The following is a 23,862-nucleotide window of genomic DNA, read 5'->3' as shown; positions in this document are numbered from 1 at the left end:
GTGAGGAGGAACCCGGCCCGCCGCTCCGTCGCCCGAGGGGCTCGGAGGGTCAGTCGAAGGGGATGACCACCACCGATCGGTCCGTGCCCGTCTGGACGCGCGAGTCGCCGTTGCCGATCGCGCTCCAGATCTCCAGGCGCACCGTGCCGCCCGTCAGGTTGCCGAGTGTCCCGGTGGCGGACTTGAGGCCGCGGGACTGGGCGTACTCCTCCCAGCCGGTCACCGGGTCGGTGGCGAAGTAGTGGTACGTCTCCGTCCGTTCGAAGGTGCCGTCACCGGTGAGGTCGTAGCTGATCCGGGCCTGCTGGCCGAGGCCGACGGCGGTGCCGGCGTCGATCTGGAGGCGGAAGGCGGTGGAGCCGCCGGCCTTCAGCGTGCCGTTGACTCCCCTGGCCTCGTAGACGGTCGGCCGGTTGGGGGCGCCGTCGTGGTTGCCGCCCTGCGCGGAGAGGACGGTGTCGCTGCCGGCCGTGGCGCCGGTGGCCGTGGTGAGCGTGCCGCCCGTGCGGAGCTGGAAGGTGTTGCCGGTGGACGGCTCCGGGTCCGGGTCGGGGTCGGTGCCGCCCACCCCCGTTCCGCTGGCGGTGGAACGTGCGGGTACGGAGAGGGACTTGCCGTCGGAGAAGGTGACCGTACGGGCCGTGGAGCCGTGGTTGTGGGCGACGTACGTGCGTGTGGTGCCCTTGGTGAAGACGGCGGAGGTGGGGATGGATCCGGTGACCGTCGCGTCGGGGGCGCCGAGCGCGTCGAGGGCGGTGAGCCAGTGGTAGGTGTGGGCCTTGGACTCGCCCGCCTCCGGGGTGTAACCGGCGTTGCCCGCGTCCCACTTGGCCTTGGCGGCGACCGGGTCGGCGAAGGACTGGAACTCCCAGAGGATGTCGCGCCATTCGACGGCGGGTCCGGGGTTCTCCCGTTCCATCTCGGCGATGTTGCGGCGTACGGCGTCCTTGTGGCCGCCGAGGTGGAGTGAACCACCGGTCACCGGGAGGACGTTGATGCCGTGGATCTCCTCGGGGTTGGCGGTCCACCAGGTGGCGTAGGCGGCTCCGCTGCCCCAGACCATGCCGGCGGTGTCGTGCTGGAAGGCGCCGGGGAAGACCTGCTGGTCGGCGTCGAACCAGTACTGGGCGATGGCCTCGCCCTCGGTGGTGAGCAGGTACGTCCCGAGGTCGCGGAGCTGGGTGTTGCCGGTGGCCGAGCCCCAGAGGACGAGGGCGGCGCTGAGGTTGGTCGACTCGGAGGAGGACTCCTGGTTGTTGCCGGCGGCGAAGCCCTGGTGTCCGCTGGCCCAGCTGTGTCCGGCGTAGACGTCGAAGCCGCGGAGGAACGGGAAGGCGGTGTCGGTGCGGCTGGGGTTGGCGGTGTCGCGGACCAGGGTCTTGACCATCGCGCCCCAGGCGGAGTCCGCGGCCCAGCCCGCGTCGTACTGGGCGACGATCGCGGCGGCGTACACGTAGTAGCCGTAGTGGAAGTAGTGGTCGTTGAGTTCGGTGTCGCTGCCGTACGAGGCCGGGTAGCCGGTGAGGGTCTTCCAGGCGGTGTCGTACGAGAACTCGTTGGCGCCGCCGGCCGTGAACCACTCCTGGAGCCGGCCCTTGATCTGGCCGAGGAGCTTGTCGCGGAGCGCGGTCTCGCCGATCTGGTCGGCGAGCGGCACCAGCTGGGCGAGCTTGCCGAGGGCCTTGCCGGTCCAGTAGGTGTCGACGGCCCCGGAGAAGGGGTCGGCGGAGTTCGCGACCTCGTTCAGGTAGCCGCGCAGGCGGGCGGTGTCGACCCCGCTGCCCGGCAGTCCGGGCAGGGTGGCGGCCGCCTTCTGGCCGGTGGTGAAGGAGGCCGACTCCCTGACCTTCATGGTGCCGCGGGGCGAGACGTAGGTGTACGGGGTGAGCGGGTCGGTGGTGTTCAGCCACTGGTGGCGGTAGAGCGCCTGGAGGGTGCCGCGCTCGGTGCCCTCCTTGGCCTCGGTGGTGAGGGTGTAGGTGGCGCGGACGGTGCCGGCGTCGTAGCTCCAGTTCACGGTGGATCCGGTGACGAAGCTGTAGGCGTACTTGCGGTAGGTGGCGAGGGCGTCGGTGGAGGGCAGGACGGCGACGGAGAAGTAGTCCTTGCCGCCGAGCCCGGCGGTGATGCTGGAGCCGGAGACGTTCCAGTCGGTGCCGCTGGGCGCGAAGAGGGCGTAGTGGTGGCCCGCGACGGTGATGCCGAGGACGTTGCCCTGGTCGGCGAAGACGGCGGGCGCGGTGGCGGTGGTGATCCGGGCGTCGCCGCCGGTGCCCTTGGCGTACACGAAGGGCATGCCGTGGCCGATGGTGGTGCGCAGGGTGCGGGCGCCGTCGGACCAGTAGGGGGTGACGGTCCAGTCGGACCAGGCGTCGGCCTTGGTGTCGGGCGAGTTGAGCCCGGTGAGGCCGAGGGTGAGGTCGGCCTTGTGGGCGAACTCGTACTGGCGCCCGTCGCCGACGATCGCGGGGGTGGTCGGGTAGCCGAGCTCGAGGCCGCCTGCGACGGCCTGGTAGGTGAGCGGGTGGCCGTACATGGGAGTGGAGTACGGGTTGTCCCCGTAGCGCTGGAAGGCGAGGGAGGACCACCAGTCGTTGGTGGGGACCGGCTTGCCCTGGGCGGCGGCGGTGACCTTGGGGGTGACCGGGGCGCCGGTGTTGGTGGTGGGGCCGGAGGTTCCGGCGGGGCGGGTGTCGGAGTAGCTTCCGGCGCCCGTGGGGACGGTGGCCGCTGCCGCGGGGGCGGCGGCGGGGCCGAGTCCCAGGGCGGCGAGGGCGGAGACCAGGACCAGCGCGGCGGCCGGTCTCGTGCGGGGGGCTGGCATGTACGGCACCTCATGTCGTTCGCGACGAGTGGGGCACGGCGGGGATGCACGGGGAGATGACGTGAGAGGCGTGAGAGCGCTCTCAGGACGCCGGAAACGTAAAACCGTCGAAACACGTGTGTCAAGAGATTGAACACAGGCCGGACTTGGCGGCGCTTCCCGTCCGTTACGCCTTCGAGCCTTGACGGATGGGCCCCACCCCAGGCACGCTCCCCCCGCACGCTTGAGAGCGCTCTCAGTCGCTCTCGCTCGTTCCGGAGCCAAGGGAGGCTTCCCATGCCCATCGCCAGAGCCGCCGTCACGACCACCGCCAGGCGAGCCGCCGTCCGTCTGGGGGCGGTCGCGCTCACCGGGGCCCTGCTCGCCGCCTGCGGAGGGGCGTCGGACGACACCTCCACCGATGGCGCGGGGGGCGAGGTCACCATCACCGTCGACCTGTTCGGCTCCTTCGGATACAAGGAGGCAGGGCTCTACGCCGAGTACGAGAAGCTCCACCCCGGTGTCACCATCAAGCAGACGGACACCGAGGACGAGGCCGACTACTGGAAGTCCCTCCAGACCCGGCTCGCCGGCGGCGCCGGCCTCGCCGACGTGCAGGGCATCGAGGTGGGCCGGATCGCCTCCGTCACTCAGCAGCAGGCCGACCGCTTCGAGGACCTCAGGAAGTACGGCGCGGACTCCCTCGAGGACCAGTTCGCCCCGGCGAAGTGGGCCGCCGCCGCCGGCAAGGGCGGCGAGGTCCTCGGCCTCGGCACCGACGTCGGCCCCGAGGCGATGTGCTACCGCACCGACCTCTTCAAGCAGGCAGGACTCCCCACCGACCGCGCGGAGCTCGCCAGGAAGTGGTCCACCTGGGACGGCTACCTGGCGCTCGGGAAGCAGTACAAGGCGAAGGCGCCCGGCAAGAGCGCCTGGCTCGACAGTGTCGGCAGCCTCTACTCGATCATGATCGGGCAGGAGAAGGAGCGGTACTACGACGCTTCCGGGAAGCTGATCTGGGAGGAGAACCCGGCGCTGCGCACCGCCTGGGACCACTCCGTCCAGGCGGCCCAGGGCGGGCTGAGCGCCAAGCTCGACCAGTGGTCACCGCAGTGGAACCAGGCCTTCGCGGCCGGTTCCTTCGCCACCATCCCGTGCCCCGCCTGGATGCTCGGCTACATCAAGGGCCAGGCCGGTGAGGCCGGAAAGGGCAAGTGGGACATCGCCGCGCTCCCCGGCGGCGCCGGCAACTGGGGCGGCTCCTACCTGGCGGTGCCGAAGGCGGCGAAGCACAAGAAGGAGGCGTACGAGCTGGTGAAGTGGCTCACCGCCCCCGAGCAGCAGACCAAGCTCTTCCAGAAGCAGGGCAACTTCCCCTCCGCCACGGGCGCGATCGAGAAGGTCGCCGGTGCGAAGGACCCGTTCTTCTCCGACGCCCCCATCGGGCAGATCTTCGGTGACGCGGCGAAGGCGGCCCCGGTGCAGGTGCTCGGCGTGCACGACCAGAACATCGCGCAGCAGATCACCAACGCGCTGAGCGAGGTCGAGCGGAAGGGGACCTCGCCGGAGAAGGCCTGGTCGAACGCGAAGAAGGGCGTCGCGAACACCGTCGGCTGACCTCCGCCGCCGGACCCCTCCTCTCCTCGTCTCCTCCACTCCTCCGAAGGGCCGCGCCGTGACCCTCACCGCATCCGAGACGCCGGCCCCGCCGAAGCCGGTCCCGCCGCCCGCGCGGCGGGGGTCCGCCCGGCGGGCCTGGCAGTCGTTCTCGCCGTACGCCTACCTCGCCCCGTTCTTCACCCTGTTCGTCGCCTTCGGTCTCTTCCCGCTGCTCTACACGGCCTTCGTCTCCCTCTACCGGGTGGAGCTCCAGACACCGGGCGACATGGAGTGGCGCGGCCTCGGCAACTACACCGCGCTGTTCGGCGACGAGTACTTCTGGCTCTCGCTGCGCAACACGTTCACCATCGGTGTGCTCTCCACCGTGCCGCAGCTCGTCATGGCCCTCGGGCTCGCGCATCTGCTGAACTACAGGATGCGCGGCCGCACCTTCCTGCGGACCGCGGTCCTGCTGCCGTACGCGACGTCGGTGGCCGCCGCCACCCTCGTCTTCGCCCAGCTCTTCGGGCGGGACTTCGGTCTGATCAACTACGCGCTCGGCCTGGTCGGCATCGACCCCGTCGACTGGCAGAACGGCACCGTCGCCTCGCAGATCGCCGTGTCGACGGTCGTCATCTGGCGCTGGACCGGCTACAACGCGCTGATCTACCTGGCCGGCATGCAGTCGATCCCCCACGAGCTGTACGAGGCCGCCGCGATGGACGGGGCCTCGCGGTGGCGCCAGTTCTTCCACGTCACGCTGCCGGGGCTGCGGCCCACCATCCTGTTCACCGTCATCGTCTCGACGATCGGCGCGACCCAGCTGTTCGGCGAACCGCTGCTGCTCGAGGGGTCCATCTCCGGCGGCATCTCGCACCAGTACCAGACGCTCGGCCTGTACATGTACGAGCAGGGCTGGGGCTTCTTCCACCTGGGCCGGGCCGCCGCCATCGCCTGGGTGATGTTCCTGCTCATCGTGGTGCTCGTCGGGGTCAACGCCCTGGTCGCGCGCCGCCGTTCCCGCAAGGAGGCCGGCCGATGACCGCGCCCGGTTCCACCGTGACGCGAGACACCTCCCGGGTCGGCCGCGCGCCCGGTCCCACCGCGGCACGAGGCCCTTCCCGGGCCGGCCGCACCCTGCACGCGGGACCGCTCGCGTACGGGATCCTCGTCGTCGCCGTCCTCTTCTCCGCGTTCCCCTTCTACTGGACGATCGTCGCGGCGAGCCGGTCCAACGCCGACCTGGCGAAGGTGCCGCCGACGCTGCTGCCGGGCCCGAACCTGATCCGCAACTTCGAGGCGGTCCTCGAAGAGGCGGACATCGGCAAGGCCCTGCTCAACTCCCTCATCGTGTCCGGTTCGATCACCCTCGGCACCGTGCTGTGCTGCACGCTCGCCGGATTCGCCTTCGCCAAGCTCCGCTTCCGGGGCCGCGGCGCGCTCCTGGCGATCACGATCGGCACCATGATGATCCCGCCGCAGCTGGGCGTGATCCCGCTGTTCATGCTGATCGCCGAGCTGGGCTGGGTGAACCAGCTCCAGGCGGTGATCCTGCCGGGCCTGGTGTCCGCGTTCGGGGTGTTCTTCATGCGCCAGTACCTGGTGCAGACGCTGCCGGACGAGCTGATCGAGGCGGCGCGGGTCGACGGCGCGTCCACCGCCCGCATCTTCTGGTCGATCGTGGTGCCGATCGCCCGGCCCGGCATGGCCGTGCTGGGCCTGCTGACCTTCATGGCCGCCTGGAACGACTTCTTCTGGCCGGTCGTCGCCCTCACCTCCTCCGAGCCCACGGTCCAGGTCGCCCTGCGCCAGCTCGGCGGCGGATACGTCCACGACCAGTCCGTGATCATGGCGGGCACGCTGCTCGGCACCCTGCCGGTGCTCCTGGTCTTCGGCCTGCTGGGCCGGCAGATCGTCGGCGGCATCATGCAGGGCGCGGTCAAGGGCTGACCGTCCGCCCGCGCCGACCCGAACCGCCAGGCCCCCAGGCCGCCCCGCGCCGCCTCCCCCGGCCCGCCGCGGGGCCGCGCCCTCCCCGACCTCTCACTCCAGACCCCTCACTCCAGGGAGTTCCCACCCCATGACCGCGCTCGACGCCCGAACCGACACGACGACCGGCCTCCGCTTCCCCGAGGGCTTCCGCTGGGGCACCGCCACGGCCGCCTACCAGATCGAGGGGGCGGCGGCGGAGGACGGCCGCACGCCCTCCATCTGGGACACCTTCAGCCGTACGCCCGGCAAGGTGCGCAACGGCGACACCGGTGACATCGCCGCCGACCACTACCACCGGGTCGACGAGGACGTCGAGTTGATGCGTAGGCTCGGCGTGACCGACTACCGCTTCTCGATCGCCTGGCCGCGGGTGCAGCCCACCGGGCGCGGCCCGGCCGTGCGCAAGGGCCTGGACTTCTACCGGCGGCTCGTCGACCGGCTCCTCGACGCCGGCATCCGCCCGGTGGCGACGCTCTACCACTGGGACCTCCCGCAGGAGTTGGAGGACGCCGGCGGCTGGCCGCAGCGGGACACCTCGTACCGGTTCGCCGAGTACGCGGCCATCATGGCGGACGCCCTCGGCGACCGGGTGGCGACCTGGACCACGCTCAACGAGCCCTGGTGCGCGGCCTTCCTCGGCTACGGCAACGGCGTGCACGCCCCGGGCCGCACCAGCGCCCTCGCCTCGCTCCGCGCCGCCCACCACCTCAACCTGGCGCACGGGCTCGCGGCACGCACCCTGCGCGGGGCGCTGCCCGGCGCTTCCGAGGTGTCGCTGACCCTCAACCTCCACGCGGTACGGCCCTGTTCGCAGGCGCCGGAGGACCTGGACGCGGCGCGGCGGATCGACGCGGTCGGCAACCGCGTCTTCCTCGACCCCGTCTTCCACGGCCGGCTCCCGGAGGACCTGGTCCGCGACACCGCGTCGGTCACGGACTGGTCCTTCGTGCGGGACGGCGATCTGTCGGCGGCGGCCGCGCCGATCGACTCGCTCGGGATCAACTACTACTCCCCCTCGGTCGTCGGGGCGGGCAGCTCGGAGTCGCCCTCGCCGTGGGCGGGCGCGGAGCGGCACGTCCGGTTCGAGCCTGCCCCGGGGCCGCGGACGGCGATGGACTGGCCGGTGGACGCGAACGGGCTGCACGAGCTGCTGATCCGGCTGCGGGACGAACTGCCGGGCGTACCGCTGGTGATCACCGAGAACGGAGCGGCGTACGACGACTACGCCGACCCCTCGGGCAACGTGAAGGACCCGGAGCGGGTGGCGTACCTCCACGCGCATCTGGCGGCGGTGCACCGCGCGCTCGCGGACGGGGCGGACGTCCGCGGGTACTTCCTGTGGTCGCTCCTGGACAACTTCGAGTGGGCGTACGGCTACAGCAAGCGGTTCGGCATCGTCCACGTGGACTTCGCGACGCAGCGGCGGACACTGAAGGACAGCGCCCGCTGGTACGCGGAGGTCATCGCCCGCGGGGGCCTGGCGGAGGCCTGACGGGGGCCCGCGCCCGGGCCGGCTAGTTCCGCAGCGCGCCGGCGACGAAGGCCCGGGTCCACGGGACGGCCGAGTTGAGGGGGACGTACTGCGCGTCCGCCGGGAAGAAGTCCACGACGCCGGCGGCGCCGTAGTTCGCCCAGAAGCAGGTGGTCATCGGGAAGGTGTCGGTGACGTTCTGCCGGCACTTCACGACGAGGCCGCTGCTGGTGGCGGTCAGGGGCTCGCCGGTGAAGTCGCGGCCGTAGCCAGTGGCGAGCTCCACGGACGCGTCGTAGATCCCGTTCAGCGCGGCGGCGGGGTCGGACACGTCCTCGTACAGGTGGGTCCTGGCGGTGAACATGGGCGCAGACGCCGACATGGTGCCCTTGCGGAGGACGTTGCGCGGGCTGCCGAAGCAGGACACCTCGTCGGCGAGGTCCTGGCTGTCGCCCTCGATCTCCTTGAGGTCCTCGTCTCCGGTGACGATGATGTCGAGGTCGCTGCCGTAGTGGAAGCCGCCGTCGCCCTCGTCGCAGACGAGTCCTTCCAGCTCCGGCACGGCGATGGCCGTGTAGCGGGTGCCGGGGTCGGCGGCGAGCTTCTCGGTGGCCGGGGCGGCCCCGCCCTCCCCGCCGCCGGTGGCCGAGCCGCCGGTGGAGGTCTGGCCCTCCGACGCCTTCCCGGCGTCGGGCCGCCCCGTCGAACCCTTGGGGTCCGAGGGCTCGGATGAGCCGCAGCCCGTCAGCGTCACCGCCACGGACGAGGTCAGAACGACCGAGGCCACGACTGCCCGAAACCTGTTCATGTGCCGACTCCCCCGCGAGGCGCACGTGCCGTTCCGAGGACGGCACCCTGTAGTTGACCGTGGTCGTCGACCAACGGTGTCGACCAACGTTGTCGACCAACGTTGTCGATCAAGATCGCGGTGATCCTACGGCGTGCGCGAGGGGGTGCCGCGACACCCCCCTCGGGTCCGCGGCACCCCCGGTCACTATTCGGCCAGGGTCACAGGCGCTGCCAGAGCGCCGGGACGTTCGGCGGCTGCCATCCCGCCTGGGCCTGGTGGCCCTGGAGGCAGCGGTAGCTCGCGCCGCCGTAGGTGACGACATCCCCGGCCGCGTAGACCTTTCCGGCGGCCCACGTGCCGCCCGGCTCCGGCTCGCCCGGCCCGGGGCCCGGGTCGGTGCCGGTGGTCTTCAGCGTGAGCCCGTAGGTCTGGAGCAGCGGATTCAGTGGCTGGAAGAAGGTGGTGCCGCCGCTGGAGCAGTTGCCCGAACCGCCGGACGTGACGCCCTGCGCCTGGCTGCCGGAGATGTACGAGCCTCCGGAGTCGCCGGGCTCGGCGCAGACGGTCGTACGGGTCACCCCGGAGATGGTGCCCTCGGGGTACGTGACGCTGGTGTTGTGCTGCTGCACGGTGCCGCAGTGCCAGCCGGTGGTCGAGCCGGAGCGGCACACGGAGGAGCCGACGGGCTGCAGCACCGAGCCGGTCACCTGGACGTTCGCGCCGCCGGAGCCCTTCACGTACGGGGTGGAGGTCCAGTTGGCGTTCGCGGCGACCCAGGCCATGTCGTTGCCGGGGAAGACCGAACCCTGGAAGCTGCCCTGCGCCACCTGGTTGAACCCGCTGGTGGTGGTGCCCGCCCGGCCGCAGTGACCGGCGGTGGCGAAGCCCTGGGTGGTGCCCCGCGTCACCGCGAAGCCGACCGAGCAGCGGCCGCCGCCGCCCATGTAGTACGCGTCGCCGCCCCGGATGTCGTACAGCGGGCGGGGTGCCTGGCCGGCGCGTACGACGCGCACCAGCTCGCGCGGGACGCCGGTGGCCTTCACGAGCCGCGCCCCGGCACCGGCCCTGGTCTCCTCGACGACCAGGACGTTGGCGCGGACATCGACGTAGCGGACGGGCGCGTCGGTGCCGGCGGACCGGTCGAGGCGCTCCTTGGCGCGTTCCAGGGAGGTCAGACTGTGCGTCACGAGCCGGGCCCGCGCACCGGTGGCCCGTATCGCGGTGGTGTCGGCGGCGCGGGTGGTGGCCACGGTCAGGGTGCCGGCTTCGGCGCCGTCCACCCAGGCACCGGCGAAGGCACCGCCGAGGCCCTGGCGAAGCCGGGCGGCGGTGGCGCCGGCCTCGGCCTCGTTGGCGAGGCGGGTCAGGGCCTGGGAGTGGGTGAGTCCCAGGTCGCGCCGCATGGCGTCGAGCAGCTCGGGCCGGGCGGAGTCGGCGCCGAGCGCCTGGGCGGCGGTCCTGACGGTCGGGGCGCGGTGCGGGTCCCGGGCGTCCGGGGCCGCGGCGGCGGAACCCGCCTGGAGTCCGGCCAGCGCCATTCCGGCGGCGACGAGGGCGGTACACGCCGCGCGGGCGTGTCGTCGGAGCATGGGGAGTCTCCTCGGTTCTCGGATCGCGGTTCGTGGATCTCGGATCCCTGATCGCGATCGCGGTGGGGGATCTGCTGGAACCGTAGGGATCGCAACGAGGAGAAGGGAGTTGCCAGTCGGCCCCTGCCATGGCGTTATGCCGGCGGCGCCACCCCCGCGTGCAGCCGGCCCGCGCTGGTCGCCAGCGCCTCGGCGTGGGCGGCGCGGGTGTGGCCGAGGACGGTGGCGGACCGGGAGGCCGCGCGCCCCTCGGGATGCCAGCCGAGCAGGTGCCGCCACATGAGCGGGGCGCCGGCGAGGGGGCGGGTGACGAGGCCCGGGGTGACGGGGAAGGTGGCCCGGCACAGTCCGACGGCCCTGCCGACCTGCACCAGGTGGACGCAGGAGGCGGTGTCCGTCTCGTACACACAGGCAGGGGTGAACCCGGCCCGTACACAGGCGGCCGCGAAACAGTCGCCGAAGCAGCCGTCGCCCGGCACGTCGGTCCAGGCCTCGGCCGCCAGTTCGGCCAGGTCGATCTTCGCGCGGGGCGCCAGCGGATGGTCGGCGGCCAGCATCACGTACACCGGGTCGCGGGCGACCTCCGTCCAGGCCAGCCGGCCCGCCTCGGGCGGACCGCTCTCCCCGCAGACCCCGACGAGGGCGAAGTCGAGGCGGCCGTCGGCGACCCCGCCGGCGATCTCGCGCTCCGACCACGAGATGTACGTGGTGACGGGGGCGCCGGGGTCGTCGCGCGCGATCCGGTCGACCAGGCCGCCGAGCAGCGGTCCGTGGGTGCCACCGAGCCGGTAGCCCTCCGCCCCGCCCCGGGCGAAGCGCACCGCCTCCTCCTGCAGCTCGCAGACGGCGGGCAGCACCACCCGCGCCCGTTCGAGCACCAGGTCACCGAGCGCCGTGGCCCGCACCCCGTCCCGGCCCCGCTCGAACAGGGCACCGCCCAGAGCCCGTTCGATCCGCTTGAGCTGAGCGCTGAGCGCCGGCTGGGCGAGCCCGAGCGCGGTCGCGGCGCGCGTGAGGCTCCCCGCGTCGGCGATGGCCCGGATCGTCTTGAGGTGCCTCAGCTCCAAGTCCATAGCGAGAGCTTGACGCGCCGACCCGCCGCGGTCCAGACCAAAGCACGACCCGAATTTCGCCATGTCCACGAAACGACGCAGGTCACAGTGGGCGGCGGCCCGTCGGAGGGAACCGCGTCGGTGCTCCGCTCGTCCTCAGGGGCGAAGGGTGCCGGGGGACGGTGGACCGTCTCGCGGCGCCGCACACGCGCGCATGCGGAAGCTCGCATGCGGAAGGCAGGGGGTACGGGGTGGCGGTCACGCTCGCGGAGGAGATCATGCTGCTGTCCCTGGACGATGTGTCCGGGGTCGCGAAGGAGCGGCAGACCGCCGCGTGGGCGGTCGCGGGCGGCATCCTGCTCGATCTCGTCCTGGCAGGGCGTCTGTCGGTCGACGACGGGCGGCTGCGGGTGGCGGACGCGACGCCCACCGAGGTGCCGCTGCTGGACGAGCGGCTGCGGCAGATCGGCGCGTGGTGCGCGAAGAAGGGCAAGGCCCCGAAGGTCACCGAGTGGCTGACGAAGGACCAGTCCAAGGCCGTGAAGGCCACGATCGAGAGCCTCCGTGAGCGCGGCCTGGTGCGTGAGGAGCGGCAGCGGGTGATGGGCCTCTTCCCGGTCTCCCGGTACCCGGAGGCCGACGGTTCCGTCGAGCGCGAGCTGAGGACCAGACTGCACGCGGTCCTCGCCACCGGACCGGCCCACAGCGCCCGCACCACGGGCCTCCTCGCCCTGATCCACGGAGCCAGGCTCCACCGCCTCGCGTTCCCCGACATACCCCGCAAGGAGGTCGCGGCCCGTCTGGAGGAGCTCACGGCCGGCCAGTGGGCGGCGGAGAGCGTGCGCCGGGCGATCAGGGACATGCAGGCCGCGATGCTCGTGGTCACGACGGCCACGGTGGTGGCGGTCACCAGCTGAACGGACACCCCGGGCGCCGCTCGACGCCGTGCGGGGAGCGGCACTCGACGCGGTGCGGGAAGGGCCGCTCGACGCGGTGCGGGGAGCGGACCGGGGCAGGCCCCCACGGCCCGCCCCGGTCCGCCACCACTCTCCCTCCCGTCACTCACGTCTCGCTCACGATCCGCTAACGCGGACGAGGCGGGTGCGGACGCCGTGCGCAGCGCACACCGCGCGGTGCCGTGCGTGGTCCGCCGTGCGTGGTCCGCCGTGCGCCGCGCGGTAGTCTGCTCGCCTTTCCGATCACGTACCCGATTCCTTCAGGGAAGCGAGCGACGCAGATGACCGATCTGAGCCGGACATACGTGGACGAGTGCCTGGGCGGGAACCGCGGGCTCGCCGAGGCCGTGGCGCGGGCCGAGCTGCCGCCTGCCTTCGATGGGGCGTGGCGCGCGCATCTGCTGCCCCGCCCCTGGTTCGTACGCGCCCCGGAGACGGCCGCCTTCGCGCGGGATCTGGAGGAGCTCTTCGAGCTGCTCGTGTCACTGCCGCTGCGGCTCTTCGACGGGGACGTCGACCGGTACGCGGCGGAGGTCGGGATCGACCCGCCGCTCGCCGCGCTGCTCCGCCGGGGCGGCTCCGGCGTCCCGGTCAAGTTCGGCCGCGCCGACGCCTATCACGACGGCACCGCGTACAGGCTCCTGGAGTTCAACCTCGGCAGCGAGGTCGGCGGTGTGGACATGGCGGTGTTCAACCGGGGTCTGCTGGGCGTGCCCGCGTTCGCGGAGTTCGCGCGCGTGCACCGGCTCGACCACGTGGACATCGCCGCGCGGACCGCCGCCGTCCTGCGCGACCGCGCCGCGCCGGCGGTGTCCGGAGGCGGGGACCCGGTGGTCGGGCTGATCGAGGGGCGCGGCGGCGTGGCCCCGTACGGAAGGCTGATGCGGGCCACGGTCGAGGCGATGGCCGAGCAGGGCATCGATGTGCGGATCGGGGAGATCGACGAGGTACGCACCCGGTCCGACGGCAAACTCACCCTGAACGGCACCCCGTTGGACCTGGTCCTGCGGAACTTCGCGGCGAGTCAACTGCTCGACGACCCGGCGGGCCCCGACGTGGCGGAACCTTTCTTCCGTGCCCATCAGTCCGGCCGGACCATCCTGTTCACCTCGCTGGAGAGCGGCTTCTACTCCCACAAGAGCGCCCTCGCGCTGCTCACCGACCCGCGTCGGCGCGGCTCGTTCGACGCCGCCGAGCTGGCCCTCGTCGACCGGGTCCTGCCGTGGAGCCGTACGCTCCACGCCTCCGTTCCCGCCGACCTCGTCGACCTCTGCCGGGAGCGGCGGGACCGCCTCATCCTCAAGCCGGGCGCCGGGTACGGCGGACTGGACACCTTCGTCGGGTGGGAGTGCACGGACGCGGAGTGGGACAAGGCGGTGCGCGTCGCCGTCGAGCGGGGCGGTTACGTCGCGCAGGAGCGGGTCGTACCGCGTCCGGAGCCGGTGTACGACCCCGCGACCGGCGAAGTCGACGACTGGATCGCGGCGCTGGGCATCTTCCTCACCGACGACGGGTACGCGGGCACGCACGCGCGTGCCAACCGCGCCGACGGGGGCGCGATCGTCGGGATGAGCAGCAACCCGGACACCCGGATGGTGGGCGTGTTCTCCCACCCGTGACCCGCGGAAGGGGGGTCGGCGGGTCTGCGTGACCGGCTCGCCTCCCCCTCCGGCCCCTTCCCTACTCCTCGTCCTTCTTCCAGGGGCCGACACCGAGCTTCCCCGTCGTGCCGAGGTCGAGCTCGGGGGTCACGGTCACCGGGGCGGCGCCGGGCTTCGCCCACACGCGCGCGTAGGGGGCGTTCACGGGTCCGTCGACTCCCCCTTCGACGGTGTTGCGCCACACGAGTCCGGCGTGGGCCCGCTCACCCGGTCGCAGTTCGACCGGCCGCGGCGGCCCGTCCGCGCCGGTGCCTCCGGCGATGGCTTCGCCGCCCTGGACGATCGACACGCTTCCGACGCGGTCGTGGCCCTCGTCGCGGATCTCGATCCGGGGGTAGCCGTTGAGCCGGTACGGCCGGGTCCCGCAGTTCTCCAGGTGGAGACCGACGACCCGCAGTCCCATCGCGGCGTCGCCGTCGTCGGCGTACACCCGCACGCCACCGGGCGGGCAGGTCCCGCCCTCGCTGGGCGCCTCGGCCGTCGGGAAGCCGCGCACCTTCTCGATCCTCGCCTTCGCCGTCGCCGTGCCGACGGCGTCCGGGGGAAGGCCGGACGCGGTGACGGTACGCCGGACCGTACGGCCCGGGGCGACGGTCTCGACGGTGTCCTCGACGTTGCTCAGCGCCTGGCCCGATTCCGACAGGAAACCGACCGTCACGACGTACGTGAAGGGCCAGCCCTCCCGGTTGGTGAGGGAGTACACCGCGCAGGGACGGGCGGAGCCGCCGGGGCCTGCCCCTCCGCCGGTCCCGACAACGCTGACGCCGTCCTGGTCCGGCGCGAGCGAAGCCGTGGGTACGGCGGCGCTCGCCGAGGGGTCCGATCCGGGCCCGCACGCGGGTGGTGAGGGGGTGCCGGTGGCCTCGGCCCCGCGCTGCTCGGTTCCGCAGGCGGTGAGCAGGAGAAGCCCGGCGACGGCGGGGAGGGTCAAGCCGTCGAGTCGGGTGCGGCGGTGGGGACGAGTGCGGCGCATGTGGAGAGTTGATCAGAACCGGATCCCTGCTGCCATGGCGGACGTCACCCTGCCCGGGCCTGCTCACGCGCCGGGCGCGTGAAAGGGCGTGTCGCCGCCGGTGGCGCTCGCCTACCCTCTGAGCCATGCGCCAGCACGAGAACCGGCACCGGAACCGGCACGGGCACCGAGGACGCGACCGGCGTCCGACCGGACGCGCCACGGGGTCGGCTCCAGGCCGGCCGTCGCCGCAGCCGTCGAGCCCGTGGCCGGTCGAGGGTGCTCGGGTCGTGCTCGTCGGTCACTTCTCCGCGAAGGAGAGGAACTTCGGCTCTCTCATGGAATCCGCCGCCGCGGAACTGACCGCGCGCGGCGCGCGGATCGTCGGCCGGTTCGTCCAGAGGCGCGGCGTCTCGGACGGCGGGGCCGCGAAGATGGCCCTGCCGTTCTCGCCGCGGACCCTCCTGCGTTCCGGCAAGGTCCGCGAGGTCGTCGCGGCGTGCGAGGAGGCCCGTGCCGACGCGGCGGTGTTCGTGACCCCGCTGACGGAACTGCAGCGACGCACGCTGACGGCACGACTGGGCTGCCCCGCCCTGAGCCTCGGCGCAGCCCTGGCCGCGAACCGGCCCTCACCGCCGGGTCCGGCTGCCTGAAGGACCCCGTGGCCGCGGAGGTGACCGCGAGCATCGCCGTGGCAGTGGCCGTGGACGCGCACGCGGACGCGCTCGTGGCCGCGGACGCGGCCGCGGACGTACGGAGTCTCAGACCCCGGCGGCCAGTTCGGCGTTGGCGCGCTCCGTGATCAGGGTCAGCACCCGGCCCGTGACCAGCAGGTCCTCGTCCGTGATGCCGGCGTACAGCCGGGCGGAGACCTCGGCGGATTCGGCCGAGGTGACCTCGTACAACTCCCGTCCGGTGTCCGTGAGTCGTACCCTCGTCGACTCCGACGGGTCCGCCTCCAGCGCCTTCGCGGCCGTCAGCTCCTCGATCGCGCCGGACACCACCGAGGCGTCGGTCTTCAGGGAGCCGGTGACGTCGCCGACGAGCTCGTCGCGGTCGATGGTCTCCCCCGCGGCCACGACGGCCCGGAGGGTGACACTCTGGTGGAACGTGATGCCGTGACGGGTCAGGACGCCCTCGAGGCGGGCTCGTGCCGCGTGGTGCGCCAGGGCCAGGACCCGGCCGTTGGCGCGGGGTGCGGTGGTGCTGGTCATGATGGCTCCTCGTCGGTCTCGGTGTGCGGATCGAGCGGATCGAGCGGATCAAGGGGATCGAGCGGGGCGTCGAGCAGGAGCGTCAGCTCGCGGGTGAACTCCCGCGTGCGCGGGGCTGTCCGGCCCCCGAGCGGCGCGAGCAGCTGGTCCAGGAGGTCCTGGACGACCGTGATCGCCCGGCGCGTGACGTCGAGCCCCTGCTCGGTGAGCGACAGCTGCATGGCGCGCGGGTCGTCGGGGTCGCGGGTGCGGTCCACGAGTCCGGACGCCTCCAGGGCGCGGGCGAGCTTGGAGACGTACAACGGCTCCATCCCCGTCCGGTCGGCGAGCGCGCGCTGGCTGGGCCGCAGTCCGGAGCGCGACATGCCGTACAGCGACGCCATCACCACGTACTGGGCGTGGGTCAGGTCCAGCGGTGCGACCGCCCGGTCGACGGCCACGCGCCACTTCATCGACAGGCGCCAGACGAGAAATCCCGCCGAGGCGCCGTTGGTTGCTGTACTCACGCTGAATACAGTACATGGCTACTATGTACATGGCTACTGTTTTCGCCGGGCCCGCGGCCGGTCCTACTCGCCGGCGGACGAGGCCCCCGCCCGGGGGGGCAGCGTCGCCGCCCCGGCGAGGAGGAGTTCCAGCGCGAAGGGGTAGCCGCTGTCGCGCATGTCGGCGGCCAGCAGGGGGTACGCGGCCGCGATGCCCGGGTGGGTGCCGGTCGGCAGCCTGCCGTACACCGCGTGCCAGACCTCCGCCTCCTTCTCCCGCGCGGCGGGCGGCAGGGCGAGTGCCGCCGCGTCCTGGGCGGCGAAGGCGAGGGCCTGGTCGACGAAGGCGTGATAGATCCGGACCGCGAGGTCATCCGGGAAGCCGGCCGTACGCAGCACTCCGAGGATCCTCTCGACCACCCGGGTCTCATGGGTGCGCCCCGTGGTCCGGTGCGCCGCGAGGAGCGCGGCCTGCGGATGGGCCTGATAGCGGGCATGGAGGCGGAGCCCTATCGCGCGGAGGTCCGCGCGCCAGTCGCCGGTGGCCGTCCAGCCCTCCTGCGCCCGGCCGATGAGCTCGTCGGCGAGGGCGAGGAGCAGGGCGTCCGTGTTGCGGAAGTAGCGGTAGAGGGCGGTGGGGTCGGCGCCCAGAGCCGCGCCGAGTCTCCGTACGGAGAGTGCCGCCGCGCCGTGCTGCTCGACCAGCCGCAGGGCGGTCTCGACGATGAGGCGTTCCGAGAGGACGGCGCCCTGCTTGGTGGGGCGGCGGCGGCGCCGGCTGCCCTCGGGAACCACGCGTTCGACCATGCGCGCACCTTATGTCAACACCATTGACGTGTATATGGCGGTACGGATTGCATGGTGTCGGCACCCGTCGTCGCACGTCCCCAGGAGCACCCCCATGACCTCGGCCGATCTGGTCTTCACCGGCGGACCCGTCTTCACGGTCGACCCGGCCCGCACCCGGGCGAGCTCGCTCGCCGTCGCGGGCGACCGCATCGTCGCCGTCGGCCACGACGAGGTGCGGGAACTCGTCGGCCCCCGGACCGAGGTCGTCGACCTGACCGGGAAGCTGCTGCTCCCGGGGTTCCAGGACGCCCATGTCCACGCGGTGTTCGGTGGTTCGGAACTGGCCGAGTGCGATCTGACGGGCACGGTCGGCATCCCGGAGTACCTCGACCGCGTCCGGGTGTACGCCGACGCTCACCCGGACCACGCGTGGATCACCGGCGGCGGCTGGTCGATGGAGAGCTTCACGGGCGGACTGCCCACCCGCCAGCTGCTCGACTCCGTCGTCCCGGACCGGCCGGTGCTGCTGTCCAACCGGGACCACCACGGCGCCTGGGCGAACACGAAGGCCCTCGAACTCGCCGGGATCACCGCCGGCACCCCGGACCCCGCCGACGGCCGCATCGAGCGCGAGCCGGACGGTACGCCCAGCGGCATGCTCCAGGAGGGCGCCACGGCGCTGGTGTCGCGCCTCGTGCCGGCGAGCACTCCGGCGGACCGCCTCGCGGGGCTTCTGCGCGCCCAGGAGCTGCTGCACTCGCTCGGCGTCACCGGCTGGCAGGACGCGCTCCTGGGCGCGTTCAGCGGCCGGGCCGACCCCTCGGACGCCTACGCGACCGCCGCCCGCGACGGCTCGCTCACCGCCCGGGTCACCGGGGCGCTCTGGTGGGACCGACGGCGCGGGTCCGAGCAGATCGCCGAACTGGTGGCACTGCGCGAGAAGTTGGGCCACGGCCGGTTCCGGGCGACCTCGGTGAAGATCATGCAGGACGGGATCGCGGAGAACTTCACGGCCGCCATGACCTCCCCGTACCTGGACGGCTGCGGCTGCGCCACCGCCAACAGCGGACTCAGTTTCGTCGACCCCGGGGCGCTGCGCGGGTACGTGGCGGAGCTCGACGCCCTCGACTTCCAGGTCCACTTCCACGCCCTCGGCGACCGGGCCGTCCGCGAGGCCCTCGACGCGCTGGAGGCCGCGGTCGCCGCCAACGGGCGCCGCGGCAACCGCCACCACCTCGCCCATCTCCAGGTCGTCCACCCGGACGACCTCCCCCGGTTCGCCGCGCTCGGCGCGCTCGCCAACATCCAGCCGCTCTGGGCGGCCCACGAGCCGCAGATGGACGAACTCACCATCCCGTTCCTGGGTCCCGAACGCACCTCCTGGCAGTACCCGTTCGGCGATCTGGTGCGGGCCGGTGCCACCCTCGTCGCGGGCAGCGACTGGCCGGTGAGCAGCCCCGACCCGCTCGCGGGCATCCACGTGGCCGTCAACCGCCGGGAGCCCGGCACCACCGACGACCGCGTCTTCCTGCCGGAGCAGCGCCTCGACCTGCCCACGGCCCTCGCCGCCTACACCGCCGGCTCGGCCCATGCGAACGGCCACGACGACGCGGGCAGCCTGCGCCCCGGGAACCTCGCCGACCTCGTGGTCCTGGACCGCGACCTCCTGACCGGGCCTCCGGAGGAGATCGCCGCGGCCCGGGTGGAGCGCACGTACGTGGGCGGCCGTCTCGTGTACGCGCGCTGACCGGGCGGCGCCCGGCCCGGTCGCCGGTCAGTCCCGCAGGTGCCCGAGCACCGAGCGCATCGCTCGCTCCACGCACGCGCGCGACTCGTCCGTGGGGTCGACGAGTTCGAAGCTGTGGTGGCCGTGCGGAACGTCGACGACCTCGACGTCCGTACCGTTCCTCCGGGCGGCGGTCAGGAACTCCTCGACCGTCGCCGCGAAGGCCGGGTGCTCCTGTCCGGCCCGCGTCAGGACGATCGGCGGGCCGTCCGCGGTGCCCACGGCGTCGGCGGGCCGGAAGCGCGACTCCACGGCGCCCCAGCCGGGGAGCGGCGCCAGGGCGGGGTAGCTCGCCGCCAGGCAGCGCAGCCACGGCGGGGGCGCGGCCAGCCAGTCCGCCGCGAGGAGCCCGCCCGCGGAGAAGAACCAGAGCGCGATCCGGTCCGCGTCGACGCGCGGGTCGGCGCGGACGAGCGCGACGGCTTCGGCGAGGTCATCGGCCGCGCGGGCGAAGTCGGCGAGTCCGTGCAGCCGGTGGTCGAGGGTCACGCCGATCGCTCCGAGGCTCGCCGCGTAGCGGGCGTACCCGAGCAGGAACGGGGTGTCCCGCGGGGTGGGCCACTGGTCGGGGGCGACCGGGCCGCCGTGGACGAAGACGACGGCCGGCCGGGGCCGATCGGCCTCGGGAAGGCGCCGGTCTCCCGTGGTCGGCGCGCCGGGCCCGCCGGGCAGGTGGAGATCGACCCGTCCCCGCCGCTCGCGCGGCACCTCGGGTACGTCGAGGAGGAAGGGAAGCAGGTGCGTCGGCTGCTCGTGCGTCCGCTCGGACGCGGTCATCCGGTGCCCCTCCCCGGCCGCCGCCCGGCCCAGCACCTCGGCCAGTTCCCCGGGTGCCGAGAGCATCGGCCAGTGACCGGTGCCGAGGTCGATGAAACGGATCCTGTCGTCGGCGAGCGCCCGGAACCGGGGCGGCCCCGAGTCCACCAGCATCTGCACCAGGTCGACACTGGAGCCGTTGGCGGTGCACAGCACGCCGGTGACCGGCAGGGCGGCGGCCGCGCCGGTCAGCCGGAGCGGCTGGGTGAGCGTGCGCACCGGTTGCGGTGCGGCGAGGCGGCCGAGCCGTTCGAGCGCCTCGGCCGGGACGCCCTCGGTGCTGCCCCAGCGGGACCAGGCGCCAGGGTCCGGCGGCGCGAGCCACCCGTGGCCCGTGTCGGCCCCGGCCCCACCAGGCCCGGCCCCACCGGGCCAGGCCCCGTCCGTCCGGGCCCCGTCGCTCCCGTCCCTGTCGCTCCCACCGCCGTTCGCCAGGCGTGTCCGTACCCCGGGGTCGGGCACGGAGCGCGCGGCGGCCTCGCCGTCCTCGGGCAGACCCGTGTCGAGGGAGACGATCCGGGCGACGCGCTCGGGACGCCGGTCGGCGGCGCCGAGCACCGGGTGGAGCCCGTAACCGTGTCCGACGAGCACGAGCTGGGGCGTCCGGATGCCGTCGATCAGCCGCACCAGCTCCTGGATGTGCGTCTCCAGGTCGATGCCCGGTCCGGTGTCCGCCCGTCGGTCGCCGATGCCCGGGAGGGTCACCGCGTACGCCTCCGAGCCCGCCGCCCGGAGCCTGGACACGGTCTCCTCCCAGAGCCAGCCACCGGTGAAGGGGCCCGACACCAGCACGTACACGGTCATGTTCGTCTCCTCGCGCTTCTCGGGGGTGCCTCGCCGTCACGCTAGGAACTCCCCCAGGGGGAGATTCAAGGAGCCGCGGGCCCGAGGCGGCAGCCGCAGGTGATCGACGGCCACCGACAGCCGGGATTCGGTCAACCTCGCGCGAACAGGCCATCAAAGGGATTCGGAACGGTCAGACTGCGGCACGCTCCAGACCCGATTGGCTGACTCAGGGGGAAAGTCATGACCACTCCCACACCACCGGCACCTTCATCCACGTCGGACCCGACGAGTCCCGGGGACCGCCGCGAGCGCCGGGAAGGGCGGTTCAGAGACGTGCCGGCGTGGATCTCGGCGTTCACCGGCCTCGCGGGTCTCGTCCTCGGATTCTTCGGGCTTCCCATCCTGCTCAACTCCCCCACCGCGAACACGAGGGTGCCCCCCGCCGTCGCGGCGCCCTCCACCACGACGGACGCGCCGACGACCACCCCACCCCCGTCCGGGACGCCGCCCCCCACGCCCACGGCCACGCCCGCATCGACCCCGTCGGCTTCCGCCGGACGTCCCTCGGACGTCTTCAGGACCCTGTCCGTCGAGCTTGCCGACGACTACGGATTCGATCTGGACGACGACCCGATCCGGCCCGTCAGCAGAGACGCGGACAAGGAGATCTACGAGTACGCGGGCGAGTTCCGCTCCGACCAGGGCGCCCAGTTCGTGCCCCTCAAGCGGCAGGAGAGCGGCACCTACGCGACGTGCAGTTCCGTGACCCGCTTCCAGGACGCGGTGGAAACCTACGGCATGGGCAAGGGATCCCGGTTCTGCGTCATCTCGTCGACCGGGCTCGTGGCCCTCGCCGAGTACGTGGAGGGCTCCCGGGAAGGGCCGTACATCACACTGAAGCTGACCATTTGGAAGGGTACCTACTGAGGCCCACGAGGAAGGCGTACTGCGGGGTGTCCGAGGGACTGTGGAGCATCGGCGAGCTCGCCCGGCGGGCCGGTGTCAGCGTGAAGACCGTGCGGTACTACTCCGACCGGGGCCTGCTGCCCGAGTCCGGGCGCAGCTCCGGTGGGCATCGTCGGTACGGGGCGGGGGCGCTCGACCGGCTCCTGCTGATCCGGTCCCTGCGCGGCCTCGATCTGCCACTCCCGGAGGTCGAGCGGGTCCTCGCGCAGGACGAGGCCCTGGAGGAGGTCGTCTCGGGGCAGTTGCGGGAGCTGGGGTCCCGACTGGCCGCGCTGCGCTGGCGCGAGGCCTCGCTGCGGCTGCTGCGGGACTGCCCGCCCGGGGAGCGGGCCGAGCGGCTGCGGCTGATCGGTGCGGTGTCCGTGCCGCCCGACACGGCGGCCCTGGCCCGGTTCTGGCGTCGGATCCTGCCCGCACGACTGCCGGCTCGGGTGGTGTCCACGGTGCTCGACTCGGTGGTGCCGAGGCTTCCGGAGGAGCCGGGCCCCGGGCAGGTCCTCGACTTCGCCCGGCTGCACGCGCTGGTGTCCGATCCGCGTGTCCACCTGCCCGGGTCGCGGCCGGCGCCGCCGCTGCCGGCCGGGGAGTACCGGCCGGCCGTGCTGTACGACGGGCTGGCGGAGGCGTACACCCTGGCGTCGGCGGAGCTGGCGGCCGGGCGCGCCCTGACGGAGGGTGCCGCGCTGGACTGTTTCGTCGCCGCGTACGCCCACGCCCGGGGGACGGTGGACTCCCCGGGCTTCCGGCGCGGGCTGCTCCCGCTGCTCGCCCGCAGCGACGGGCCCGTGATCACCCGGTACTGGAAGCTCGCGACCGGTCTGTTCGCCCCGGGCGAGCCGGTGCTCGGCGCACTCCATCACCATCTCTCCGTCGCCCTGCACGTCCAGGTGGAGGCCGGGGCCCGCTGACCTTCCCGCATGGTGGGCGGCCGGGCGTCCACGTGATGGGCAGCGGGGTGGCGGATGTCCGCCCCCGCCTTGAATCTCCGCAGGTCAGAAGGGTGCGTACGGGATGTCAGGTGGCGCAATACTGCCGCAACACCATCCGGCGCGGCCCGCCGCTACGTTCCTTGCCATGCCCGCCGAACCCGCTTCCGCCGCCCGTCCGGTCGCCGCCGCCCGCCGTCTGCGGCTGCGTGCGGACCGGGCGCGGCAGCTCGCCGACCTGCTGCGCCATCAGATCCTGGCGGGTGGCTTCCCGGGCGGGATCCTGCCGTTGGAGGACGTGATCGCGGCCGACTACCGGGCCAGCCGGAACACCGTCCGGCAGGCGCTCGACCTGCTGCGCGGCGAGCAGATCGTCGAACGGCAGCCGGGGGTCGGCACGGTGGTGGTGTGCGAGAAGTACCCGCACGGCCTGGACCGGCTCCAGGGGCTCGCCGAGACCCTGCGCGAGCACGGGCAGGTCACCAACGAGGTCCGGACGATGGGGCCGGTCGGCGCGCCGGGGCCGGTGGCCCACCGCCTCGGGCTGCCGGAGCACACCGACGTGCTCTGCATCGAGCGGCTGCGCCGGCTCAACGGGCTGCCGCTCTCCCTCGACCTGTCGTACCTCCCGATGGACGTCGGCGGCGAACTCCTCGGCTGCGACCTGGAGAACACTGATGTGTTCCGGCTCTTGGAGCAGCTGACCGGCGGCCCGCTCGGGCACGCGGAGATCACCCTGGAGGCCGTCAACGCCGACGCGCACTCCGCCGCCGTGCTCCAGGCCCCGCGCGGGGCGGCCGTCCTGATGCTGGAGCGGCTGACGTGTCTGCCCGACGGACGGCCGGTGGACCTGGAGTTCATCCGGTTCCGCGGCGACCGCATCACCATGGGCGGCATCCTGCGCCGCTCGCTCTGACCGCCCCGCCTCCCCGGCCGCTTCGGCCTCTCCCGCTCCTCCTCTTCCCGCCGACCCCTTTCCTGGAGACAGCCATGCCTCTGGTCCCCCAGCGCGCCGACGTGCCCGTGACCATCGACGAGTCGAAGTGCATCGACGGATGCACGCTCTGCGTCGACATGTGTCCGCTGGACTCGCTCGCGATCCGCGAGGAGGACGGCAAGGCGTACATGCACGTGGACGAGTGCTGGTACTGCGGCCCCTGCGCCGCCCGCTGCCCCACCGGCGCGGTCACCGTCAACATGCCCTATCTGCTCCGGTGAAAGGCCGAACA

At 73.0% G+C, this 23,862-nt stretch carries 21 protein-coding genes; 12 read left to right on the top strand and 9 right to left on the bottom strand.

Annotated features, from left to right (window positions below; all coding sequences use genetic code 11):
* Positions 1–49: 49 nt before the first annotated feature.
* Positions 50–2,824, bottom strand: a complete 2,775-nt coding sequence (locus ACFQ79_RS02270) for a glycosyl hydrolase (protein ID WP_383578928.1) — start codon at positions 2,822–2,824, stop codon at positions 50–52.
* 276 nt (positions 2,825–3,100) lie between these two features.
* On the opposite strand from ACFQ79_RS02270, the gene ACFQ79_RS02265 reads away from it, so the two are divergent.
* The 4 genes from ACFQ79_RS02265 (at position 3,101) to ACFQ79_RS02250 (ending at position 7,886) form a co-directional block, all read left to right on the top strand.
* Positions 3,101–4,420, top strand: a complete 1,320-nt coding sequence (locus ACFQ79_RS02265) for an extracellular solute-binding protein (RefSeq protein ID WP_383578927.1) — start codon at positions 3,101–3,103, stop codon at positions 4,418–4,420.
* Between the two features lie 58 nt (positions 4,421–4,478).
* Complete coding sequence (locus tag ACFQ79_RS02260; RefSeq protein ID WP_383578926.1) at positions 4,479–5,444, top strand: carbohydrate ABC transporter permease; 966 nt, start codon at positions 4,479–4,481, stop codon at positions 5,442–5,444.
* Complete coding sequence (locus ACFQ79_RS02255) at positions 5,441–6,352, top strand: carbohydrate ABC transporter permease (protein ID WP_383578925.1); 912 nt, start codon at positions 5,441–5,443, stop codon at positions 6,350–6,352. Before ACFQ79_RS02260 ends, ACFQ79_RS02255 begins: the two co-directional genes overlap by 4 nt.
* 130 nt (positions 6,353–6,482) lie before the next feature.
* Positions 6,483–7,886 (top strand): GH1 family beta-glucosidase, encoded by a 1,404-nt coding sequence (locus tag ACFQ79_RS02250; protein ID WP_383578924.1) that lies wholly within the window; start codon positions 6,483–6,485, stop codon positions 7,884–7,886.
* 22 nt (positions 7,887–7,908) lie between these two features.
* On the opposite strand, the gene ACFQ79_RS02245 is transcribed toward ACFQ79_RS02250, so the two are convergent.
* The 3 genes from ACFQ79_RS02245 to ACFQ79_RS02235 form a co-directional block, all read right to left on the bottom strand.
* Positions 7,909–8,673 carry a hypothetical protein gene (locus tag ACFQ79_RS02245; RefSeq protein ID WP_383578923.1) on the bottom strand — a complete coding sequence of 255 codons (765 nt, stop codon included), beginning with the start codon at positions 8,671–8,673 and terminating at the stop codon, positions 7,909–7,911.
* A gap of 200 nt (positions 8,674–8,873) precedes the next feature.
* Positions 8,874–10,244 carry a carbohydrate-binding protein gene (locus ACFQ79_RS02240; protein WP_383578922.1) on the bottom strand — a complete coding sequence of 457 codons (1,371 nt, stop codon included), beginning with the start codon at positions 10,242–10,244 and terminating at the stop codon, positions 8,874–8,876.
* 134 nt (positions 10,245–10,378) lie between these two features.
* Positions 10,379–11,317: a LysR substrate-binding domain-containing protein gene (locus tag ACFQ79_RS02235; protein WP_383578921.1), complete on the bottom strand. Its 939-nt coding sequence runs from the start codon at positions 11,315–11,317 to the stop codon at positions 10,379–10,381.
* Between the two features lie 230 nt (positions 11,318–11,547).
* Between ACFQ79_RS02235 and ACFQ79_RS02230 the strand changes: the two genes are divergently transcribed.
* Both ACFQ79_RS02230 and ACFQ79_RS02225 read left to right on the top strand, forming a co-directional pair.
* Positions 11,548–12,213: a GPP34 family phosphoprotein gene (locus tag ACFQ79_RS02230; protein ID WP_383578920.1), complete on the top strand. Its 666-nt coding sequence runs from the start codon at positions 11,548–11,550 to the stop codon at positions 12,211–12,213.
* A gap of 320 nt (positions 12,214–12,533) precedes the next feature.
* Positions 12,534–13,871, top strand: coding sequence for a hypothetical protein (locus ACFQ79_RS02225; protein ID WP_383578919.1), 1,338 nt, complete (start codon positions 12,534–12,536; stop codon positions 13,869–13,871).
* Between the two features lie 61 nt (positions 13,872–13,932).
* Here the strand turns inward: ACFQ79_RS02225 and ACFQ79_RS02220 are convergent, their stop codons facing one another.
* The gene (locus tag ACFQ79_RS02220) at positions 13,933–14,886 is read right to left on the bottom strand and encodes a DUF4232 domain-containing protein (RefSeq protein WP_383578918.1); all 954 of its coding nucleotides are present in this window, start codon (positions 14,884–14,886) and stop codon (positions 13,933–13,935) included.
* 317 nt (positions 14,887–15,203) lie between these two features.
* Between ACFQ79_RS02220 and ACFQ79_RS02215 the strand changes: the two genes are divergently transcribed.
* On the top strand, positions 15,204–15,518 hold the full coding sequence (locus tag ACFQ79_RS02215; RefSeq protein ID WP_383578917.1) for a hypothetical protein: 315 nt from the start codon (positions 15,204–15,206) through the stop codon (positions 15,516–15,518).
* 108 nt (positions 15,519–15,626) lie between these two features.
* Here the strand turns inward: ACFQ79_RS02215 and ACFQ79_RS02210 are convergent, their stop codons facing one another.
* The 3 genes from ACFQ79_RS02210 to ACFQ79_RS02200 all read right to left on the bottom strand — a co-directional run bounded on the left by ACFQ79_RS02210 (position 15,627) and on the right by ACFQ79_RS02200 (position 17,371).
* Entirely contained in the window at positions 15,627–16,079 is a 453-nt protein-coding gene (locus ACFQ79_RS02210) for a MarR family transcriptional regulator (RefSeq protein ID WP_383578916.1), read from the bottom strand.
* Positions 16,076–16,585, bottom strand: coding sequence for a MarR family winged helix-turn-helix transcriptional regulator (locus ACFQ79_RS02205; RefSeq protein WP_383578915.1), 510 nt, complete (start codon positions 16,583–16,585; stop codon positions 16,076–16,078). The genes ACFQ79_RS02210 and ACFQ79_RS02205 overlap by 4 nt, the downstream gene beginning before the upstream one ends.
* A 63-nt stretch (positions 16,586–16,648) precedes the next feature.
* Entirely contained in the window at positions 16,649–17,371 is a 723-nt protein-coding gene (locus ACFQ79_RS02200; RefSeq protein WP_383578914.1) for a TetR/AcrR family transcriptional regulator, read from the bottom strand.
* Positions 17,372–17,465: 94 nt separating this feature from the next.
* Here ACFQ79_RS02200 and ACFQ79_RS02195 point away from each other — a divergent pair, with 94 nt between their 5' ends.
* Positions 17,466–19,100, top strand: a complete 1,635-nt coding sequence (locus tag ACFQ79_RS02195) for an amidohydrolase (protein WP_383578913.1) — start codon at positions 17,466–17,468, stop codon at positions 19,098–19,100.
* Positions 19,101–19,127: 27 nt separating this feature from the next.
* Here the strand turns inward: ACFQ79_RS02195 and ACFQ79_RS02190 are convergent, their stop codons facing one another.
* Entirely contained in the window at positions 19,128–20,759 is a 1,632-nt protein-coding gene (locus tag ACFQ79_RS02190; RefSeq protein WP_383578912.1) for an alpha/beta fold hydrolase, read from the bottom strand.
* Between the two features lie 315 nt (positions 20,760–21,074).
* Here ACFQ79_RS02190 and ACFQ79_RS02185 point away from each other — a divergent pair, with 315 nt between their 5' ends.
* The 4 genes from ACFQ79_RS02185 (at position 21,075) to ACFQ79_RS02170 (ending at position 23,851) form a co-directional block, all read left to right on the top strand.
* Positions 21,075–21,668 carry a hypothetical protein gene (locus ACFQ79_RS02185; RefSeq protein ID WP_383578911.1) on the top strand — a complete coding sequence of 198 codons (594 nt, stop codon included), beginning with the start codon at positions 21,075–21,077 and terminating at the stop codon, positions 21,666–21,668.
* Positions 21,669–21,694: 26 nt separating this feature from the next.
* Positions 21,695–22,615, top strand: a complete 921-nt coding sequence (locus ACFQ79_RS02180) for a MerR family transcriptional regulator (RefSeq protein ID WP_383578910.1) — start codon at positions 21,695–21,697, stop codon at positions 22,613–22,615.
* A 166-nt stretch (positions 22,616–22,781) separates the two neighbouring features.
* Positions 22,782–23,549 (top strand): GntR family transcriptional regulator, encoded by a 768-nt coding sequence (locus ACFQ79_RS02175; RefSeq protein ID WP_383578909.1) that lies wholly within the window; start codon positions 22,782–22,784, stop codon positions 23,547–23,549.
* 74 nt (positions 23,550–23,623) lie between these two features.
* On the top strand, positions 23,624–23,851 hold the full coding sequence (locus tag ACFQ79_RS02170) for a ferredoxin family protein (protein ID WP_030313017.1): 228 nt from the start codon (positions 23,624–23,626) through the stop codon (positions 23,849–23,851).
* Positions 23,852–23,862: the final 11 nt, after the last annotated feature.

The sequence above is a fragment of the Streptomyces sp. NPDC056480 genome (genome assembly GCF_042795405.1).
GTDB lineage: Bacteria > Actinomycetota > Actinomycetes > Streptomycetales > Streptomycetaceae > Streptomyces.
Note: the sequence above shows the minus strand (reverse complement) of the source record. Positions and strands in the feature narration are given on the sequence as shown.

Bases quoted from the DNA above. Each gene is read 5' to 3' on its own strand.
- ACFQ79_RS02270 (WP_383578928.1), bottom strand. From the start codon at position 2,824: ATGCCAGCCCCCCGCACGAGACCGGCCGCCGCGCTGGTCCTGGTCTCC.
- ACFQ79_RS02265 (WP_383578927.1), top strand. From the start codon at position 3,101: ATGCCCATCGCCAGAGCCGCCGTCACGACCACCGCCAGGCGAGCCGCC.
- ACFQ79_RS02255 (WP_383578925.1), top strand. From the start codon at position 5,441: ATGACCGCGCCCGGTTCCACCGTGACGCGAGACACCTCCCGGGTCGGC.
- ACFQ79_RS02250 (WP_383578924.1), top strand. From the start codon at position 6,483: ATGACCGCGCTCGACGCCCGAACCGACACGACGACCGGCCTCCGCTTC.
- ACFQ79_RS02245 (WP_383578923.1), bottom strand. From the start codon at position 8,673: ATGAACAGGTTTCGGGCAGTCGTGGCCTCGGTCGTTCTGACCTCGTCC.
- ACFQ79_RS02240 (WP_383578922.1), bottom strand. From the start codon at position 10,244: ATGCTCCGACGACACGCCCGCGCGGCGTGTACCGCCCTCGTCGCCGCC.
- ACFQ79_RS02235 (WP_383578921.1), bottom strand. From the start codon at position 11,317: ATGGACTTGGAGCTGAGGCACCTCAAGACGATCCGGGCCATCGCCGAC.
- ACFQ79_RS02225 (WP_383578919.1), top strand. From the start codon at position 12,534: ATGACCGATCTGAGCCGGACATACGTGGACGAGTGCCTGGGCGGGAAC.
- ACFQ79_RS02220 (WP_383578918.1), bottom strand. From the start codon at position 14,886: ATGCGCCGCACTCGTCCCCACCGCCGCACCCGACTCGACGGCTTGACC.
- ACFQ79_RS02215 (WP_383578917.1), top strand. From the start codon at position 15,204: ATGGAATCCGCCGCCGCGGAACTGACCGCGCGCGGCGCGCGGATCGTC.
- ACFQ79_RS02210 (WP_383578916.1), bottom strand. From the start codon at position 16,079: ATGACCAGCACCACCGCACCCCGCGCCAACGGCCGGGTCCTGGCCCTG.
- ACFQ79_RS02200 (WP_383578914.1), bottom strand. From the start codon at position 17,371: ATGGTCGAACGCGTGGTTCCCGAGGGCAGCCGGCGCCGCCGCCGCCCC.
- ACFQ79_RS02195 (WP_383578913.1), top strand. From the start codon at position 17,466: ATGACCTCGGCCGATCTGGTCTTCACCGGCGGACCCGTCTTCACGGTC.
- ACFQ79_RS02190 (WP_383578912.1), bottom strand. From the start codon at position 20,759: ATGACCGTGTACGTGCTGGTGTCGGGCCCCTTCACCGGTGGCTGGCTC.
- ACFQ79_RS02175 (WP_383578909.1), top strand. From the start codon at position 22,782: ATGCCCGCCGAACCCGCTTCCGCCGCCCGTCCGGTCGCCGCCGCCCGC.
- ACFQ79_RS02170 (WP_030313017.1), top strand. From the start codon at position 23,624: ATGCCTCTGGTCCCCCAGCGCGCCGACGTGCCCGTGACCATCGACGAG.